Genomic DNA, 18,471 nt, shown 5'->3' on the forward strand with positions numbered 1-18,471 from the left:
CGACCTGGGTGCAGGCTGAACGCAGGTCTCGCGCAGTGGGCCGAGCCGCATGGATGCGGCGAGAGCGCCGTCAGGGCATGGATGCCCGTTCGGCGCGGGCCCACGGAGCGGGACCGGAGTGAAGGAACCCTGACGAAGGAAGGGCCCAACCAGGAGCACAAGCCCTTGGTTACTTGGGGCTTTATCAAGTAACTCGCCGAAGGCGAAACAGTCTGCCCCCAGGCAGACGCCCTTGATCTTAAGGATCTTGATCTTGATCTTAAAGATCTCGCCTCACGGCAAAGGCCGCGTCTCCTGAGACATGAACTCGGTAATCCGCGAACGCAACCACCGCTCAGCCGGATCGTTATCGTGAACACCCGCCCAGACCATCGACAACTCCGCCGGCGCGATCGGGAATGGCGGATCCTCCGCCCGCAACGCGCAGCCTTCGATCAACGCGCAGGCCGCGTAATCGGGGACGGTCGCGATCAACTCGGTGCCGGCGAGCAGCGCCCGCAAACCGCTGAACTGCGGCACCGCCACCACCACCCTCCTCGCCCGCCCGACTTTCGCCAGGTCGATATCGATGTTGCCGCTCAGATCGCCAGAGAACGACACCATGGTGTGCGGCCGCTGGCAGAACTCGTCCAGCGTCAACGGCTCGGGGCGTTTGTCGCCGCGCAGGACCTTGACGCCGATGTCCCGCAGCTTTTTGCGCTTGGCGTTGGCCGGCAGCTCCGTGGTGTAGCTGATGCCCACGGAAATCTCCCCCGACGCCAGCAGCGCCGGCATCAGCAGGAAATTGGCGCGACGCACAACGACAATAATGCCCGGCGCTTCTTCACGCAGACGGTTGAGCAGGGGCGGGAACAGGCCGAATTCGGCGTCGTCCGACAAGCCGATGCGGAAGATGTCGCAGCTGGTCGCCGGATCGAACTCCTTGGCCCGACTCACCGCCCCGGAAATGGTGTCCAGCGCTGGCTGCAGTTCTTTGAGAATCGCCAGCGCCCGGGCGGTCGGCTCCATGGCGCGACCGTTGCGCAGCAGCAGAGGGTCGTCGAACAGGTCGCGCAGCCGCGCCAGTGCCGCGCTGATCGCCGGTTGGCCCATGAACAGCTTCTCCGCCACCCGCGTCAGGTTGCGCTCGAACATCAGCGCTTCGAAGATCACCAGCAGGTTCATGTCGACGCGGCGCAGGTCGTTGCGGTTCATTCAGCGATTCCGGAGTAGGCGTTTTCGGGAGGCCTGACGATGCCAGACCGGCGCAGGTATACACAGGCGCCGAGGGGGTGTCTTGAACATCGGTGCTGCCACCCGCCCAATGCAGATGGAAGGATAGCCGTCCTCAACAGGCATGCACGCTCTGCGCCACGCTCCCCTTGGCGGGCAACAGGGTCATGGTGCGACGCCAGCTGAACGGGGTCAGCCCCACCACGCGGGTGAACACCCGGGTGAAATGGGACTGATCGGCGAAACCGCAATCCAGGCTGATCTGCGAGATGGTCAGCACTGATTCGCCAAGCAAGGCCCGGGCCTTGTCCAGGCGCATCTGCAAAAACCAGTCGCGGGGCGAGAGACCGGTGTTCTTCTTGAATGCGCGGGAGAAATGACTGCGTGACAGCGAGCACTCGGTGGCAATGCGGGCAATGGACAGGCCCTTGTCCATCTGGCTGGACATCAAGTCCTTGGCCCGGCGCTCCTGCCACGGCGACAGGGCGACGCGTTCGAGAACGGATTCAGGGTTCAGCGAGGGGTTGAATGCAGTCATGCCAGGCACTCCAGCTTCACAGTTGGCGGTGAGTGAAGTGTCTACAGCGGCGTTCTTAAAGTCCTTCTCGGGGTATTAAACGTTCTGAAAAGTCGTACGACGACGTGCATCGCTGCGGTGCGCCGAGCCACGCTTCAGAACATTTAAGACCGCACCAAGGACGGCATTTGGCCTGCACACTACCCTGCTCACTCCAACGGTTCGGTTCGCTGCGAGGGACGGCATGTGACCACCCGATACGTGGCTGGCATTGTGATTCCCGACGGCGCGATGGCCCGCGCGGCGACCGACCTGATGCGCGATCATCAGTCAGATCTGCTGCTGAACGCGGCCTGGCGCACGTTCGTCTTTGCCAGCCTGCTGGGGCACAGTCGCGGGCTGCGTGTCGATGCCGATCTGCTGTACACCGCCGCCCTGTTTTTACGCATCGGCATTACCCGGCTGTACGCCCGGTCGCAACTACGGTTCGAGGTCGACAGCGCCAATGCCGCCGCCCAGTTCCTGCGCGGGCACGGGCGCTCGTGGGATGACATCGCCCAGGTCTGGGACGCTATCGCGCTGCATACCACGACGGGCATCCCGCAGCACAAGCCGCCGTTGACCGCCCTGCTCTGCGCCGGCGTCGAAACCGACCTGACCGGCGCCCATTGCCGGTGCTTCAGCCCTGCCGCACAGGCACGGGTGTTGAGCGCGTACCCCCGCGAACCGGGGTTCAAATTCAAGTTTCTGCATGTGATGGCATTGGGTCAGGTGCATCGCCCGCAGACGACCCTGGGCACGACCAACGCCGAGGTGCTGGCGTTTCATGCCCATCGCCTGAACGCGGGCGGCTTCTGCGAACGACTGCTGGCCTCGACGTGGCCGTACTGAGCGGTGAGATTGGGCCTTAAGATTGAGCCGTGCGATTGACTGGGTGCATCTCGATGAGCCGTCGGCGTTACGCGGCGATGGGCAAGGTAAACACGAAGGTCGCACCGCCGTAGCGCGCCGGCATGGCGTAGAGGTTGCCGCCGTGGGCACTGATGATCGACTGACAGATCGCCAGCCCCATGCCCATGCCTTTGTCCTTGGTGGTGAAAAACGCGTTGAACAGCTGATCCAGGTCCAGCGGGTCGATCCCGCGCCCGCTGTCTTCAACGCTGACCACCACATAATCGCGACCCACCACTTCGCTGGTGATCGACAGCCGCCGCAGCACGTGATCCCCCGCGCTCATGGCGTCCAGCGCGTTGAGGATCAGGTTCAGCACCACTTGCTGCAATTGCACACTCGAGGCGCAGACCCGCAACGGTGAACAGGTCAGGTGGGTTGTCATCAAGACCCGCTGTTGCTCGACCTCGATGCCGGTCACCGCCACCACATGACGAATCACGTCGTTGACCAGCAGCTTGCGCCGGTGATGGGGCCCCTGCCGCGCCAGGCTCTGCAGCGCGTTGACGATTTCCCCGGCGCGCCGTCCTTCGGCCACGATGTCTCGCAGGCCCGACAAGGCTTCGTCCACCTGCGGGTTTTCGCGATTGAGCCAACGGATCCCGGCGGCAGCGTTGGACACCATCGACGCCAGCGGCTGGTTGATTTCGTGGGCAATGGACGCCGCCAGTTCACCCATCACCGTGGCGTGGGCCACGCTGGCCAGACTGGCCCGGGCGCCGCGCAGGGCGATTTCCACATCCCGACGCCGCGCGTTTTCCTGCTCCAGGGCCTGGAGCAGGCGCGCGGTTTCCAGGGAGATCGCCGCCTGGCTGGCGAGCAGCTCTAGCACTTCGGTGCGACAGGCCGTGAACACGCCCGGCGCGAGGTTGTTTTCCAGGTACAGCACGCCGAGGATCCCGCCCTGTTTGACCAGCGGCACGCACAACGCCGAGCGCACCGGATGCTGACGCAGGTATTCGTCGGCACTGAAATAGGCATCGGCGCAGACGTCGTCCAGCACCAGGCGCTGGCGGGTGCGCATCACCCGATACAGGATCGACAGCGGCAGGTGGTGTTTGTCGGGGACCGTGTCCGTCAGCTCGATGCGCAAGCCGTCGTTGCCGCTCTGGCCGGTTGCGCAAATCACCGGTGCCTCGTCTTTCACCAGCAACAGCAACGCCCGTTGTGCACCGGCGTGAACGATGGTGTTGCGCAGCAGGGTCTCGATCAGCCGGTCCTGCTCGCTTTCGTCGCGCAGGGCGTGGGCGGATTTCATGACGGAGGACAGGTCGAGGGCATCGCGTCCGGCCAGGGTGATCGATGTGCGCGGGGACGACACGTTCTCCAGCCCCGGCGCAAGGTTCGGACCCGGACCGCGCGGGATGGCAAACGCGCCACGTCGTCCGTCTGGCAGGTCGGATTGCAGATCCGGAATGTCCCGGAATTGCTGCCACTGCTGGTGCATCTCGCTTAGCGCCTGATGCAGCGCGGCGGCACTTTGATAACGGTCATCCGGGTTTTTAGCGATCAACCGATGCACAAGATCGGCCAGCGGCCCGGGGATGTCGCCACGGTGCTGGCTCAGCGGCGGCGGGATGCGCGCGACATGGCAATACACCCACTCCACTGCATCGGCGGCCTCGAACGGCAATCGCCCGGCCAGCCATTCATAAAACGTCATGCCCAGCGAATAGAGGTCGCTGCGTGGGTCGGCCTGACGCTGCACCCGGCGCGACTGTTCGGGGGCCATGTAGCCGAGCGAGCCGCAAAGCGTGTCGGACATCGGCAGTTGCGGCGCCGACTGCACATCCACACTCAAGCCGAAACCGCTGAGCCGCACCTCACCTTCGGCACTTTCGATCAGGTTGCACGGTTTGATATCGCGGTGCAGCAGGCCTGCCTGGTGAGCGCCCGTTACGGCGGCAGCGGCAGCAATGGCCCGCTGCAAAAAGCCCTCGATGGACAGCGGCGCGTCGGGTTGATCATGCAACGACACGCCGCTGGCATCCTCCAGCACCAGCAGCGTGCCGTCCGGCCCCGACAGCAACGCCACCGGCTGCACGGCCCATTGCGGCATCAGCCGGGGGGCCAGTGAAAATTCGTGTTCCAGACGGCGGACCGCGGCAATCGCGGCGCCGGGTGCGGGACGGACGATGCGCCAGTGGCGATCTTCCTGCGGCAGTGTGACCCGGTAATGGGCGAGTTCTCCATCGACAAACAGCAACTGCCAGACGAGCTGCTCCAGCCACTGAGGCCCGAATGCCCCGGCGCTGGAGATCGCTGTGTAAGGCCCGTTGAAAATGGTGCTCATGAAGCCCCTTTATTGGAATCCCGCTGCTGGCACCGTCCCGGCCATTCCCGGCTGAAGCCGGTCCTACAAATACAACGCAGATCCCTGTAGGACCGGCTTCAGCCGGGAAGGCGCCGGACGTCACACCGCCAGTCAAAGGTTGCTCAATCCGGCCTCTTCCCGGCTAAAGCCAGTCCTACAAAAACAACGCATATGCGCCGGGGTCAGTTCACGTGACAGCCCAGCCGGTCACTCATCTTCAGCAGCTCGATCACATTTCGCGCATTCATTTTGGTCAAAACGTGCCTTTTGTGGACCTTGGCGGTGACTTCGCTGGTGCCCAGTTCCACTGCAATCTGTTTATTCATCTTGCCGGTGATCAGCAGCGCCATGACCTGCCGTTCCCTCGGGGTGAGGCTGGCGAAACGCGCTTTGACGCCTGCGGTCAGGCAGCGCTCGTCCAGGCTCGTCGCGTCGCTGGTCAGTGCTTCGCGCACCAGATCCAGCAATTGCTCCGGCTCGAAGGGTTTAGTCAGGAACTCGCGGGCGCCGGCCTTGATGGCGCGCACGGACATGGCGATGGTGCCGTAGCCGGTCATGAAAATGATCGGAAAGGTCTGGCCACGATCCAGCAAGGTCTGCTGCAGATCGAAGCCGGTGCCCTGGGCCAGATTGACGTCCAGCAGCAGGCAGAGGGGGCCTTGGCTCAGGGGCTGGGCGAGAAACGCCTGAGCGCTGTCGAACACCTCGCAGACGATGTCCGCCGAATGCAACAGTCGCTGCAAAGAGGTGCGGATGGCGGCGTCATCGTCCACCACATAGACCTTGGGATTCACAGTCATGACGGGCTCATAAAGGGTTGCATCAACTGCCAACGGCCAGTGCTCTCTGATGCCGCGCATGATACCCGTCGGGCCCGGCCGGCACAGCTCTGATGCTTTGCAAGGTCGCCAGCGCCGAAGGTGCGTCGCAATCCTGTACGCGCGGCACGCTCAGCTCCGGCGTCACGGTGTCCTGAGCGCTGGCCGTCAGCAGGCAGGCGCGGGTGGTGCCGAGCATCCGGTAGAAACGGAATGGCCCCTGGGCGCTGACCATCAGCAACGACTTGGTCGCCAGCCGCACGATGCAGTCCATGACGCAGGCGCGCGGCAAGCGGGTGCGCTGCAAGGCATCGCAGGCACGTTCCAGGGTGAAGCGACCGTCCAGCTCGGCCAGCCGCCGCAGCACGGTGCGCTCTTCGCGACCGAGCAAACGCAGGCTCCAGGCCAGGGAAGCCTGCAGCGTTTGCTGACGCGGCGGCGCAGTGCGCAACGACGCCGAGAGCAGGTGCAGGCTGCCGTCCAGGCTCGCCACCAGTTGATACAGCCCCAGCGCGCAGGCCCGGGCGGCGGCCATTTCCAGTGCCAGCGGCATACCGTCGAGGCGACGGCAGATTTCCCCCACCAGCTCGACGCTGTAGTCGTCCAGCTCGGCGTTGCCGTCAGCCGCCAGATGGCTGTCCAGCGCACGCCATTGCCGCAGGAACAACTGCGCCGACGCACTGCGCAGAATGGTGTCCGGGGAGGCGTTCAGGTCTGGAATATCGAGGGGCGGCACTTGCAGGCTGCGCTCTCCGGCAATGCGCAACGGCTCGCGGCTGGTGGCAATCGCGCGGACCGCCGGCGCGCCACGCAGGATGACTTCCAGCAGGCTGGCGACGCTTTCGACCAGATGCTCGCAGTTGTCCAGAATGATCAGGCCCGGCTGTTGCTGCAGATAGCGGATCAGCCCTTGCAAATCCGGGTCGCCGCCGCTGCAGTCCACGCCGACCGCGCTGGAAAACGCTTCCAGCAGCAGTTCGGCGCATTGCAGTTGCGCCAGCGGCACGAAGTACACGGGGGTGGTGCCGGCTTCCAGCAGCGTCTGACCCAACTCGGCGGCCAGCGCGGTCTTGCCGACGCCGCCCGGGCCGATCAGCGTGACCAGCGCGCAGCCTTCCGCCAGTGTGTTGCTCACTTCATCCAGCAATGCCTGACGCCCGAGCAAGGCGACGCGGGCGGGCAGTGGGTGATGACAGCTGACGCCCTGAAGCACGACCGAGGTGCGGGTGTCGGTCTGTGCGCCATCCCCGCCCAGCAGCACGTAACCGCGGCCGGGCACGGTGCGGATCTGCTCGCGGTCGGTGCCCAGCGCCTTGCGCAACGCGGAGATATGCACTTGCAGGTTGTTCTCTTCAACCACGGTGTCTGGCCAGACACTCTGAAGGATCAGTTCCTTGCTGACCAACTGACCTTGATGACGCAGCAACAGGTCGAGTATGTCGAAGGCGCGGGTGCCAATGCGCATGGCGACGCCGTCCTTGAACACGTCTCTGTGCTCGCGGGAAATCATCGTCTGACCGAGACTTATCATTTCATGCTGTCCTTGGGAGTGGAGTCGCAGGCCCTGATTCGCTGACCATCGTCCGGGCGGGCTTGAATCCCGGAGACGTTCAGCGCAGCTATCCATTTTTAACAAGCGCTCATCTAACCAGTTAAAACCAGACACCGATATTAGCTGTAGGGATAGTGACCGAGGGGTTAGGCGGCAAGCTGCAAGCGGTGATGACTGAACAGGAGGGTTGCGCGCAGTGGCCGATGCCTGGCCTCGAGTAAAACGCGCAATAAAAAACGCCCCGGCTTTTAGACCGGGGCGTTTTTATTGGATCCTCGAGCTATTCCAGCAACGGCACATGGGCCGCGCGTTGATACGGGCCGTACTCGACCGGCACCCACTGGAAGTGTTTGTCGATGGCGACGATGTGGCCGGTGCCGGGGAATGGCAGGTGTGCGGCGGCGACCCAGATCTTCTTGCTGGCCGCTTGAGTGAACACCTGATCGCGGCTGATGATGGCTTTCTGGCTGTTCTCGTCGAAGGCGATGCTGACGTCCGGGTGATCGAACTGCACGGCGAGGCTGTGGATCAGGTCACCGATGAACAGGATGGTCTGGCCTTTGGAGCTGAACTGATACGTGGTGCTGCCTGGCGTATGCCCCGCTTCCAGCGCCGTGCTGACTTCCGGCACCAGCGACTGGCCTGGAGTGAAGGTCTTGAACCGGCCAGCGGCGACGTAGGGTGCGGTGGAATCCTGGGCGATCTTGAAGTAGGCCTTGGCCTGTTCCGGCACGCGGCCAATGGCGGTCGGGTCGAGCCAGTAATCCGCTTCGGGCTTGGCGGCATAGACGGTCGCGTTGGCAAACACCGGTTTCTTGTCGGCGTCGACCAGGCCGCAGACGTGATCCAGGTGCATGTGGGTCAGGAGAATGGTGTCGACCTGATCCGGCTGATACCCGGCGGCCTTGATGTTCTCCGAGAGCATGCCGGCCGTCTCGCCGATGCACTGGCCGGCGCCGGTGTCGACGAGGATCAGGTGCTCGCCGGTGTTGACCAGGAAGGCGTTGAACGCTGTCTGCATGCCCGGTGTTTCGATGGCGCGACGGGCCAGCAAGGCGCGGATGGCGTCGGGCTTCATGCCTTTGAGCAGCTTGGGCGACAGGTCGTTGTAGCCGTCGAACAGCGCCGTAACTTCGTAATCGCCGACGGCCAGCCGGAAATAACCGGGCACCTGGGTCTTCTGCTGGGCGGGCGCCTGAGCCAGCGTGACGCCGGAGCACAAAGCGGCTGCGAGAGCGACGGAGCCCGCCAGAGCGACGGAACGGGCGATTGGAAGAACGGATGCGCGCATGGGGATGCCTTGAATCGGAGAACGTGAGACGTCCGATACTGCGCGGCTCAGGGGCAAGGGTCTTGAAGCAATGTGCTGGAAGCCATGTGTTTTTGGCAGGATCACCAGGCCCCATCGGTTATAGACATCGATCAGAGCGGTGCCTACATTGTGCGCGCGCCTTCGCGCGGGTCGGTCCTGCCCTGCACTTGGCCCCTGCACTTCAGCCCTGCACTTTTCCTGCGGATATCTTCCATGTCGACCGTCGTTCCCCATTACTCGCTGGCGTGGAGCCTGCTCCTGCTGCTCGCCGACGTGCTGGCCTGGCACTTGCTGGCCGACCGCAACCGGCTGGCACGCATCGCCACGCGGCTGGCGGCATTCGTCGCCTACAGCCTGGTGATCATCAATGCCGGCGTGAGCCCGCTGGAAGCGCCGGCCTGGCCTGACGACAGCGCCCTGCAATTCGGCGCCACCGCGCTGGCGATCGTCTGGTGGCTGTACGCCGCACGCACCCTCACCGTGGTCCTCGGGTTGGCGCTGACCAGTCGCGTCGGCCACAGCGGTCGGCTGTTGCAGGAGGTCATCGGTGCGGTGATTTTCCTCATCGCCATCGTGGCGGCGGCGGGTTATGTGCTGCAGCTGCCGGTCAAGGGCTTGCTGGCGACGTCCGGCGCGATGGCGATCATCGTCGGCCTGGCCCTGCAGAGCACGCTGAGCGACGTGTTCTCCGGGATCATCCTCAACACCACCAAGCCGTATCAGGTCGACGATTCGATCTCCATCGACGGCATGGAAGGCAAAGTCATGGACATCGACTGGCGCGCCACGCACCTGCTGACGGGCGTCGGCACCATGGTGGTCATCCCCAACTCCGTGGCGGCCAAGGCCAAGATCGTCAATTTGAGCCGACCGGTCCATATTCATGGCGTGTCGATCAACATCATGATGTCGCCGCACATTCGCCCGCGCCGGGTGCTCGATGCCCTGGAGCGCGCGCTGCAGGGTTGCAGTGCGTTGCTGCAGACGCCCAAGCCTCGCGCGGTGGTCAAGGAAACCAGCCCGACCACCATCGAATACGTGATCACCGGTTTCATCAGCGACCTGAACAACAAGAGCGACGTGCGCAATCTGCTGTTCGATCTGGCCTATCGGCATCTGGAAGCCGCGGGTATCGCCTGGCAATCGGAAACCACCGCCGAAGCGATGTCCCGGCCGCGCGCCTTGCTGGACGAGGTCAAGGTGTTCCGCACCAGCACTGCCGAGGAGAAAAATCAGCTGGCCCAGAGCATGGTCGCGCGCGAGTACACGGCCGGGCAGACGATTATCGAGGTCGATGAGGTCACCGATGGCTTGCTGGTGATTGCCACGGGCGTGGTGTCGGCGAGCGTCAAGGACGGCAACGAGATGGTGGAAGCCGGGCGCATGGGCCCGGGCGAAGTGATGGGTGAGCAGAGTGTGCTGGCCGATACGCCTTCGCAAGCGCGCTTCACCGCCCTCACCTCCTGCGTGGTTTACCGCATCGACAAAGCCGCCACGCGGCAGGCTATGGAACAGCGGGTTGAAATTGTGACGGCGTTGAACAAGCTGCAAGCAGTGCGCCAGCAAGGGACCCAGCATGTGCTGATGCGTAAGCCGGTGGTGATCAAGAAGAATAATTTTCTGGGGTGGTTGCAGAAGCGCTAGGTGAACGGCGAATTCAGTGGGACCGGCTTTAGCCGGGAAGAGGCCAGTATGTACACCATAAGATTTTCGGTGTTACGCCTGACGCCTTCCCGGCTGAAGCCGGTCCTACATCGAATTGGCTTTCAGGCAACGAACCCGTCACCTTCTAGCAGCGAGCGCAGCATCCAGGCGGCTTTTTCGTGGACTTGCATGCGCTGGGTCAGCAGGTCGGCGGTGGGCTCGTCGCTGACTTTCTCCAGCAGCGGGAAGAGTTCGCGGGCAGTGCGTACCACTGCCTCCTGCCCTTCGACCAGTTGCTGGATCATGTCGGTCGCAGCAGGCACGCCCGGCTCTTCCTTGATCGACGACAACCGCGCATAGGTGGAATAGGTGCCCGGCGCCGGGAAGCCCAGGGCGCGGATGCGCTCGGCAATGGAGTCCACCGCCGTCGCCAGTTCGGTGTATTGCTCTTCGAACAGCAGGTGCAGCGTGCGGAACATCGGGCCGGTGACGTTCCAGTGAAAGTTGTGGGTTTTCAGGTACAGCACGTAGGTATCGGAAAGCAGTCGCGACAGTCCTTCAACGATCTCTGCACGGTCCTGCTCGTTGATTCCGATTTCAATAGCCATGAATTGCTCCCTAAGGTCTGTTGATTGCTGAGGGGTCGATTCTAGTGGCGACGACCGAGGGACGGAAATCAGCCATGGCAATCGCGGCCATCGACGCGGCCTATGAAACGTCCTCGGCCCAAGACATTCAGCGTTGACACAAACGGGCGGTTCAGGCGACGTTACGGCCTGCCCTTTTTCGCTCCCTGAACCTTCCGAACAGGCAACGCCATGAACGAATTGCAGCAGCTGAATGAAAGCCACGGGCTGTTGCTGGTGTTCGTCAACGTGCTGCTGGAGCAGATCGGCTTGCCGGTGCCGGCGTACCCGACGCTGATCGTCACCGGGGCGCTGGCCATGCAGAGCAAGCCACTGCTGGGCGCCGGGGTGCTGGTGGCGATGGTCGCCTGCCTGATTGCCGATGGGCTGTGGTACTGGGCCGGCAAGCGTTATGGCGGCGTGCTGCTGAAAACCATCTGCAAGATTTCTCTCTCTCAGGACTCCTGCGTTCGTCAGGGGTTGACCGTTTATGAGCGCGTCGGTCCGCAGGCGATGCTGCTGTCCAAATTTCTCCCCGGCGCCGGTGCGCTGGTCACCACCGTGGCCGGCATGAATGCCACGCCGGTCTGGGTGTTCGTGCGCTATTCCCTGGCCGGTTCGTTTATCTGGGCGGGCTCGGCGCTGCTGCTGGGCATGCTCTTCAGTGACGCGCTGATCCCCATGCTCGACTGGTTGAGCGGTTACATACCGATCGCTATCGTCAGCGTGCTGGCGGTGCTGGGGCTGTTCATTGGCTGGAAGTACTTCAAGCGGCGCCGGCTCAAAACGCGCACGGCGCGAGTGCCGCGCATCACCGTTCCCGAACTGCTGGCCCTGCGCGACACCGACGATGCGCCAGTGGTCATCGACGTGCGACCAAGTTTCCATGCGGCCGTTATCGAAGGCATTCCGGGGGCGGTGTCGATCAGTCTCGAGGAGCCGATAGCCCCGTGGATCGAGCGCCTGGGGGATGTCGACATGGTGTTCTATTGCGCCTGCCCGAATGAGCTGTCGGCGGCATTGCTGGCGGAAAAGCTCCACGCCCACGGCCTGACCCGGGGCAAGGCGCTGATAGGAGGGCTGGATGCCTGGCAGGCGGCGCATGTGCAGCCTGAGGTGTCGGACAGAACGGCGGCGTGAGTGTGGGATTCAGCCGGGAGTGCCTGCCGGGATGCGGTTAATGTGGGAGCGAGCTTGCTCGCGAAGGGTGCTCCAGGCGACAGACCTCTGCTGAATGTGCCGGCCTCTTCGTGAGCAAGCTCACTCCCACAAAATCTGCGGCCTGTCCCGGAACTGTGACCCACATAACACCCGGCCCCTCCCAGGGGTCCGCGGCACGTTTCAAAACCGCGGTCTGCCCCCGCTCCAAACACTCTCCAGTGAGTGAGAATCAGATCCCGCTGAGCGCCAGGTCCATCGCGAAGTACGTGAAGATCAAATCCGCACCCGCGCGCTTGATCGCGCCGAGGGTTTCGCGGACGACGCGGTGTTCGTCGATGGCCCCGGCCTGGGCGCCGAACTTGATCATCGCGTACTCGCCGCTGACCTGATACGCCGCCAGCGGCAGGTTCGAGGCTTCGCGGATGTCGCGGATGATGTCCAGGTACGCGCCGGCCGGCTTGACCATCAGCGCATCGGCGCCTTCGGCCTCGTCCAGCAGCGATTCGCGCAGGGCTTCGCGGCGGTTCATCGGGTTCATCTGGTAGGTTTTACGGTCGCCCTTGAGCGCCGAGCCACCGGCTTCGCGGAACGGACCGTACAGCGCCGAGGCGAACTTGGTCGAATAGGCCATGATCGGCGTCTGGGTGAAACCGGCGGCGTCGAGGGCGGCACGAATCGCCTTCACCTGGCCGTCCATCGCCGCCGACGGGGCAATCACGTCAGCACCGGCACGGGCCGCCATCACCGCCTGCTTGCCAAGGTTTTCAATGGTCGCGTCGTTGTCGACATGGCCGCCGTGCATCACGCCGCAATGGCCGTGGTCGGTGTACTCGCAGAAGCAGGTGTCGGACATCACGATCATTTCCGGCACGGCAGATTTGATGGTCCGAGAGATCCGCGAGACCAGACCGTTTTCCTGCCAGGTGTCGCTGCCGGTAGCGTCCAGGTGGTGGGAGACGCCGAAGGTCATGACCGACTTGATGCCGGCCCGGGCGTAACGCTCAACCTCCTGCGCCAGCTTGGACTCGGGAATGCGCTGTACGCCGGGCATGCTGTTGATCGGCACGAAGTCGTCGATTTCTTCTTCGACGAAGATCGGCAGCACCAGATCATTGAGGGTGAATTCGCTTTCCTGAAACAGCGAGCGGAAATGTTCGTTGCTGCGCAGACGGCGTGGACGGGCAGCGGGAAACAGGCTGGACATGGCGGTTCCTGAGTCAAGAATATCCGGAAGATCGCCGGACTCAACACGTCCGGCGATATCAATGGCGCGAAGCTTATGCCTGGGACGGTTTCGATTCAAACGCCCTGACAAGAAAGTCCGTTACGTTAGCCGCAACAGTGCGCAGAACCAAAACAATGGCGCCGGGTCATTTAGCAATGCCGCAGCCGTTTCGCTTGCGCACCGTCAGAGTGAGGCCGACCTTGAGCAACCCATCCGATCAGCGCAATAACCGTTCTCTGGACGGTCTTAACTTCTTTCTGGCGGATGTGCGCGACGGCCTTGGGCCCTATCTCGCGATCTATTTACTGGCCGTCCACAAGTGGGATCCGGCGAGCATCGGGCTGGTGATGACCCTCGCCGGCATCGCCGCGCTGGTCACACAAACCCCGGCGGGTGCGCTGATTGACCGCACCCGCAGCAAGCGGCTGGTGGTCATCGTGGCAGCGTTGCTGGTGACGGCCGGCTGTCTGGTGCTGCCGTTCATTCACTCGTTCACCTGGGTGGCGATCACCCAGAGCATCAGCGCCATTGCCGGCTCCGTATTCGCCCCCGCCATCGCGGCCATCTCCCTGGGCATCACCGGGCCGAAAGCCTTTACCCGCCGGACCGGGCGCAACGAAACCTGGAACCACGCGGGCAACGCCGTCGCAGCCCTGCTGGCCGGCATCTTCTCGTGGATGTTCGGGCCGATTGCGGTGTTCTACCTCATGGCGTTCATGGCCCTGGCGAGCATTGTCGCGGTGGCGTTCGTCGATGCCTCGGCAATTGATCACGACGTCGCCCGAGGCTTCGACCCCAGCCATGACCAGGGTAAGGACCAGCCCAGCGGGTGGGCAGTCCTGCTGCACAACCGACCGCTATTGGTGTTCGCCATCTGCTGCGGGCTGTTTCACCTGGCCAATGCGGCGATGCTGCCGCTGGTGAGTCAGAAGCTCTCGCAGATCGACGTCAACCTCGCCACGCCGCTGACGTCCGCCTGCATCGTTGCTGCGCAACTGGTGATGGTGCCGGTGGCCTGGCTGGTCGGCGCCAAAGCCGACGTGTGGGGACGCAAACCCTTGCTGCTGGCGGGTTTCATTTTCCTGCCGCTGCGGGGTGTGCTGTATGTCATGTCCGACAACCCGTACTGGCTGGTGGGTGTGCAATTGCTCGACGGCATCGGCGCCGGGGCGTTTGGCGCGCTGTTGCCGTTGGTGGTCAAGGACCTGACGCGGGGCACCGGGCGCTTCAATGTCAGTCTCGGTGCCATCTCGACGGTGTTCGGCCTGGGCGCGGCGCTGAGCAACGGCCTGGCCGGGCTGGTCGTGCGCGAGGCAGGCTACAGCGCGGCGTTCCTGACGTTGGCGGCCATTGCGGCGGTGGCGTTTGTGCTGTTGTGGCTGGCGGTGCCGGAAACCGGCGACCGCGTGGCGCAGGATCAACCCGAGGGCGCGCCGGCCACCTGATCGGCTGGGTTAACGGTCGGGGGTCGTGCTTGCGCCCTCCCCCAGTTCGCGCTGCATGATCACCGTGTCCAGCCAGCGGCCGTGCTTGAAGCCGACGGACTCGAACACGCCGACCTGGCGAAAGCCCAGTCGCGCGTGGAGCCGGATAGAGGCGCTGTTCTCGCTGTTGCCAATGATCGCTACCATCTGCCGGCGGCCGGATGCCGTGCAGTGCTGAATGACCGCCGCCAGTAACGCGTGACCAATACCGAAACCGACCATGCCCTCGCGCACGTAGACCGAATCTTCCACGGTGAAGCGATAGGCCGGGCGCGGCCGGTACGGGGTCGAGTAGGCGTAGCCGACCACTTCACCGTCGCGCTCGGCGACCAGATAGGGCAAACCGTTGGCGCAGATGTCGGCCCGGCGCTGCAGCATTTGCTCCAGGGTCGGCGGTTCCAGCTCGAAGCTGGCGGTGCCGTGAATCACATGATGGGCGTAGATCGCCTGCACGGCGGGCATATCGGACTCGCGGGCGTCGCGCAGGATCGGTTCGTCGGCCATGGCATTTCCTTTTCCGGATCAGAACGCAGAGAGCGCTGAGCTTGCCCGTGAAGCGATGGGCTGTGCAACCCGGTTAGCCGCGTGTGCCCGAGGGTTTCGCGGCGGAAGCAGGGGCGACGAACGCGGGTTCCGCGATTGGTCTAGAATGCCGCCCTTTCCCACTGCCGACCTGCCGCCCACCGATGAATGCCGCCGCCCTCGACCTGCTCGACTCCCACCTTCAGACCGCCCTCGCCGACGCGCCCGCCGAGACCCGCCGGCTGTTTCACGGCCGTGGCCGACGCTGGCCGGGGCTGGAACAACTGACCGTCGACTGGATGCAGGGCGTGGTGCTGGTGTCGCTGTTCAAGGAGCCGGCGGCCGATGAGCTGGAAGCGCTGAAGCAGCGATTGTTCAGGCTAATCGAGTCACCGGCGTGGCAGCAATCCCGCGCCCATACGCTGTTGTTGCAGCACCGCTATCTGCCGGACAGCCACACCGAAGCGTTGTTGGGCGAGGTGCTGGAGGAATGGACGCTGACCGAGGGCGGCCTGCGCTATCTTGTGGATTTCGGCAAGAAGCAGAACACCGGGCTGTTCCTCGACATGCGCTATGGCCGCGACTGGGTGCGGGCCAATGCGGCGGGCAAGCGGGTATTGAACCTGTTTGCCTACACCTGCGGGTTCTCGGTGGCGGCGATCGAGGGCGGCGCGGACTTTGTGGTCAATCTGGACATGTCGCGCGCGGCGCTGAGTCGCGGTCGTGACAACCATCGCTTGAACGGCCATGACCTGAGCAAGGTGACCTTCCTCGGCCACGAGCTGTTCAAATCCTGGGGCAAGGTGAAAAGCACCGGGCCGTATGACCTGGTGATCATCGACCCGCCGTCGTTTCAGAAAGGCAGTTTTCTGCTGACCAAGGATTATCAGCGGGTGCTGCGCAAACTGCCGGAGCTGTTGACGGCAGAAGGCACGGTGCTGGCGTGCATGAACGATCCGTTGCTGGGCGCGGACTTTCTCATCGAAGGCGTGACCCGCGAAGCGCCCGGGTTGCGCTTTGAACAGCGCCTGGAAAACCCGCCGGAATTTGCCGACGCCGAGGAAGGCGGCGGGTTGAAAGCGCTGGTGTTTCGCCAGGGCTAACCGCAACGCACGGTCCCACTAGGTGACCGCGCTGTGTCAGTGGGACCGGGTTTAGCCGGGAAGAGGACCGTTTGTACGCCATCAATTCTGCGGTGTGACCTCCGACGCCTTCCCGGCTAAAGCCGGTCCCACTAAGTGATCGCGCTGTGTCAGTGGGACCGGCTTCAGCCGGGAAGAGGCCCGTTTGTACGCCATCAATTCTGCGGTGTGACTTCCGACGCTTTCCCGGCTAAAGCCGGTCCCACAAGGACGCGGAGCGTCCAGGGCTGCATGCCCACGCGGAGCGTGGGAACGATCATCATGTGAGGCCAGACGCTTAGGCACTCAACCGCGAGATCACGTCATTCAACCCCACCGACAACACATGCAGATCCTGGCTCGCGGTCTGGGTGCGCTGGACGTTGTCCTGGTTGGTGGTGGCGATGGCGGTGATTTCCGTCAGGTTGCGGGAGATGTCTTCGGCCACGGACGTTTGCTCTTCGGCAGCGGTGGCGATCTGGCGGTTCATGTCGCGGATGGCTTCCACGGCGCTGGTAATACGTTCCAGCGAAGAGCCTGCCAGCGCCACCTGATCCACGCTTTCCTGGCTGCGTGCCTGCCCGCTTTCAATCGCCTGGGCAGCATCGACCGCGCCGGTCTGCACCGAGCTGATGATCTGGTTGATTTCCGCCGTCGACGCCGCCGTGCGCTGGGCCAGCGTGCGCACTTCATCGGCGACCACCGCAAAACCGCGCCCGGCATCGCCGGCGCGGGCCGCTTCGATGGCGGCGTTCAGCGCCAGCAGGTTGGTCTGCTCGGCGATGCCGCGAATCACTTCCAGCACCTTGCCGATCCGCCCGCTGTCGGTTTCCAGACGACGAATGACGTTGGCGGTGTTGCTGATCTCGGTGCGCATCTGGGTGATGGCGGTGATGGTCGCGCCCATCACCTTGCTACCTTCCTGGGAACTGCGGTCCGCTTCGTCAGCGGCCTGGGCTGCCTGGGCCGCGTGGCGGGCGACTTCCTGGGCGGTGGCGGACATTTCGGTCATCGCCGTCGCCACCTGGTCGGTGCGCTCGAACTGCTCGTGGGTGCCCTGGGCCATCAGCGCGGCAATCGCTTTCAGCTCGCCGCCGGCACTGTCCAGGTCAGTGGTGCTGCGCTTGAGGCGGGTGAAGGTGTCGGCGAGGAAATCCCGCAGCGTGTTGGCGGCAACGGCCAGACGCCCCAGTTCATCCTGACGGGTGATGCTGACGCGGTCGCTGAACTTGCCCTGACTCAATTGCGCGACGTATTCGATCAGCAGGCGGATCGGGCCGACGATATTGCGGTTGACCATCCACAGGGTGAGCACACCCACCAGCAGCGCCGAGGCAAGCATGACCAGCGTGCCGATGAGAATGGTCCGGTCAGCCGTGCTGCTGAGGATTTTCGACTGCTCGTCACTCTGCTTGCGCAGGCCCGTGACCAGGCCGGTCATCTGCTCGCTGGCGGCACGGTCGACGCCTTTAACGGCCATATCACCGGCGACCGGATCACCGCCGGCAGCGATGTAAGCGTCACGGCCTTTGCGGTAGGCCGCACCAAGGGTACGGTGCTCATTGCGCAGCGCATCAACCTGGGTTTTGGTGGCCGGATCCAGCCCGTCCATTGCACTCAGCCTGCCGAGGGTGTCCTGCACCTGACGTTCCTGGTCTTCGAATTGCGCCCAGAACTTGTCGCGATCGGCCGGCTGTTTGCCGCGCAGCAATACGTTTTTCCACTCCTGCACCTGAACCTTGAATTGCAGGTTGGCCTGATCGACCAGTTGCGAGGCGTGCAGCGGCCCTTCAAGCAGACCGCGATAGGCGTGCACGTTGCTGGACAGGAACTGGAAACACGCGAGGGCAATCAGCACGACCAGCACGAGGCTGCCGCTGAGCAGCGCGAGGATCTGCAATCTCAGGGATTTCGACATAGGAGGATCTCAAAAGGGAGGACAACCTGCTCCGAGGATCACCCGGAGTTTTTGCGGCTTGCCACATCCCTGTGCCATCGCGTCGGACCGATCC

Annotated in this window: 15 protein-coding genes; 5 read left to right on the top strand and 10 right to left on the bottom strand. The window is 63.7% G+C overall.

Annotated elements, in window-relative coordinates:
* Positions 1-273: 273 nt before the first annotated feature.
* Positions 274-1,194 carry a LysR family transcriptional regulator gene (locus QMX88_RS12980; protein ID WP_133771037.1) on the bottom strand — a complete coding sequence of 307 codons (921 nt, stop codon included), beginning with the start codon at positions 1,192-1,194 and terminating at the stop codon, positions 274-276.
* A 133-nt stretch (positions 1,195-1,327) separates the two neighbouring features.
* The gene (locus QMX88_RS12985) at positions 1,328-1,750 is read right to left on the bottom strand and encodes a helix-turn-helix domain-containing protein (protein WP_282369861.1); all 423 of its coding nucleotides are present in this window, start codon (positions 1,748-1,750) and stop codon (positions 1,328-1,330) included.
* Positions 1,751-1,975: 225 nt separating this feature from the next.
* On the opposite strand from QMX88_RS12985, the gene QMX88_RS12990 reads away from it, so the two are divergent.
* The gene (locus QMX88_RS12990) at positions 1,976-2,620 is read left to right on the top strand and encodes a phosphohydrolase (RefSeq protein WP_282369863.1); all 645 of its coding nucleotides are present in this window, start codon (positions 1,976-1,978) and stop codon (positions 2,618-2,620) included.
* A gap of 67 nt (positions 2,621-2,687) precedes the next feature.
* On the opposite strand, the gene QMX88_RS12995 is transcribed toward QMX88_RS12990, so the two are convergent.
* The 4 genes from QMX88_RS12995 to QMX88_RS13010 form a co-directional block, all read right to left on the bottom strand.
* A complete protein-coding gene (locus QMX88_RS12995; protein ID WP_282369865.1) occupies positions 2,688-4,973 on the bottom strand; it encodes an ATP-binding protein in 2,286 nt (761 codons plus the stop codon).
* Between the two features lie 203 nt (positions 4,974-5,176).
* Complete coding sequence (locus QMX88_RS13000) at positions 5,177-5,794, bottom strand: response regulator transcription factor (RefSeq protein ID WP_282369867.1); 618 nt, start codon at positions 5,792-5,794, stop codon at positions 5,177-5,179.
* A 22-nt stretch (positions 5,795-5,816) separates the two neighbouring features.
* Positions 5,817-7,343 (bottom strand): ATP-binding protein, encoded by a 1,527-nt coding sequence (locus QMX88_RS13005; RefSeq protein WP_282369869.1) that lies wholly within the window; start codon positions 7,341-7,343, stop codon positions 5,817-5,819.
* Between the two features lie 301 nt (positions 7,344-7,644).
* A complete protein-coding gene (locus QMX88_RS13010) occupies positions 7,645-8,655 on the bottom strand; it encodes an MBL fold metallo-hydrolase (protein ID WP_282369871.1) in 1,011 nt (336 codons plus the stop codon).
* 234 nt (positions 8,656-8,889) lie between these two features.
* Between QMX88_RS13010 and QMX88_RS13015 the strand changes: the two genes are divergently transcribed.
* Positions 8,890-10,320 (top strand): mechanosensitive ion channel family protein, encoded by a 1,431-nt coding sequence (locus QMX88_RS13015; RefSeq protein WP_192171908.1) that lies wholly within the window; start codon positions 8,890-8,892, stop codon positions 10,318-10,320.
* A 122-nt stretch (positions 10,321-10,442) separates the two neighbouring features.
* Here QMX88_RS13015 and QMX88_RS13020 read toward each other — a convergent pair whose 3' ends face one another.
* Positions 10,443-10,928 carry a Dps family protein gene (locus tag QMX88_RS13020; RefSeq protein ID WP_282369874.1) on the bottom strand — a complete coding sequence of 162 codons (486 nt, stop codon included), beginning with the start codon at positions 10,926-10,928 and terminating at the stop codon, positions 10,443-10,445.
* A 210-nt stretch (positions 10,929-11,138) separates the two neighbouring features.
* Between QMX88_RS13020 and QMX88_RS13025 the strand changes: the two genes are divergently transcribed.
* Positions 11,139-12,086, top strand: coding sequence for a VTT domain-containing protein (locus tag QMX88_RS13025; RefSeq protein ID WP_282369876.1), 948 nt, complete (start codon positions 11,139-11,141; stop codon positions 12,084-12,086).
* Positions 12,087-12,336: 250 nt separating this feature from the next.
* Here QMX88_RS13025 and hemB read toward each other — a convergent pair whose 3' ends face one another.
* Positions 12,337-13,311 (bottom strand): porphobilinogen synthase, encoded by a 975-nt coding sequence (gene hemB / locus QMX88_RS13030; protein WP_074887680.1) that lies wholly within the window; start codon positions 13,309-13,311, stop codon positions 12,337-12,339.
* 221 nt (positions 13,312-13,532) lie between these two features.
* Between hemB and QMX88_RS13035 the strand changes: the two genes are divergently transcribed.
* A complete protein-coding gene (locus QMX88_RS13035) occupies positions 13,533-14,777 on the top strand; it encodes an MFS transporter (RefSeq protein ID WP_282369882.1) in 1,245 nt (414 codons plus the stop codon).
* Between the two features lie 9 nt (positions 14,778-14,786).
* On the opposite strand, the gene QMX88_RS13040 is transcribed toward QMX88_RS13035, so the two are convergent.
* Positions 14,787-15,320: a GNAT family N-acetyltransferase gene (locus QMX88_RS13040; protein ID WP_282369884.1), complete on the bottom strand. Its 534-nt coding sequence runs from the start codon at positions 15,318-15,320 to the stop codon at positions 14,787-14,789.
* A gap of 182 nt (positions 15,321-15,502) precedes the next feature.
* On the opposite strand from QMX88_RS13040, the gene QMX88_RS13045 reads away from it, so the two are divergent.
* Positions 15,503-16,441 carry a class I SAM-dependent methyltransferase gene (locus QMX88_RS13045; protein WP_282369886.1) on the top strand — a complete coding sequence of 313 codons (939 nt, stop codon included), beginning with the start codon at positions 15,503-15,505 and terminating at the stop codon, positions 16,439-16,441.
* Positions 16,442-16,757: 316 nt separating this feature from the next.
* Here QMX88_RS13045 and QMX88_RS13050 read toward each other — a convergent pair whose 3' ends face one another.
* Positions 16,758-18,377: a methyl-accepting chemotaxis protein gene (locus QMX88_RS13050; protein WP_282369888.1), complete on the bottom strand. Its 1,620-nt coding sequence runs from the start codon at positions 18,375-18,377 to the stop codon at positions 16,758-16,760.
* Between the last annotated feature and the right edge of the window lie 94 nt (positions 18,378-18,471).

The organism is Pseudomonas sp. PS02290, from assembly GCF_029960075.1.
GTDB lineage: Bacteria > Pseudomonadota > Gammaproteobacteria > Pseudomonadales > Pseudomonadaceae > Aquipseudomonas.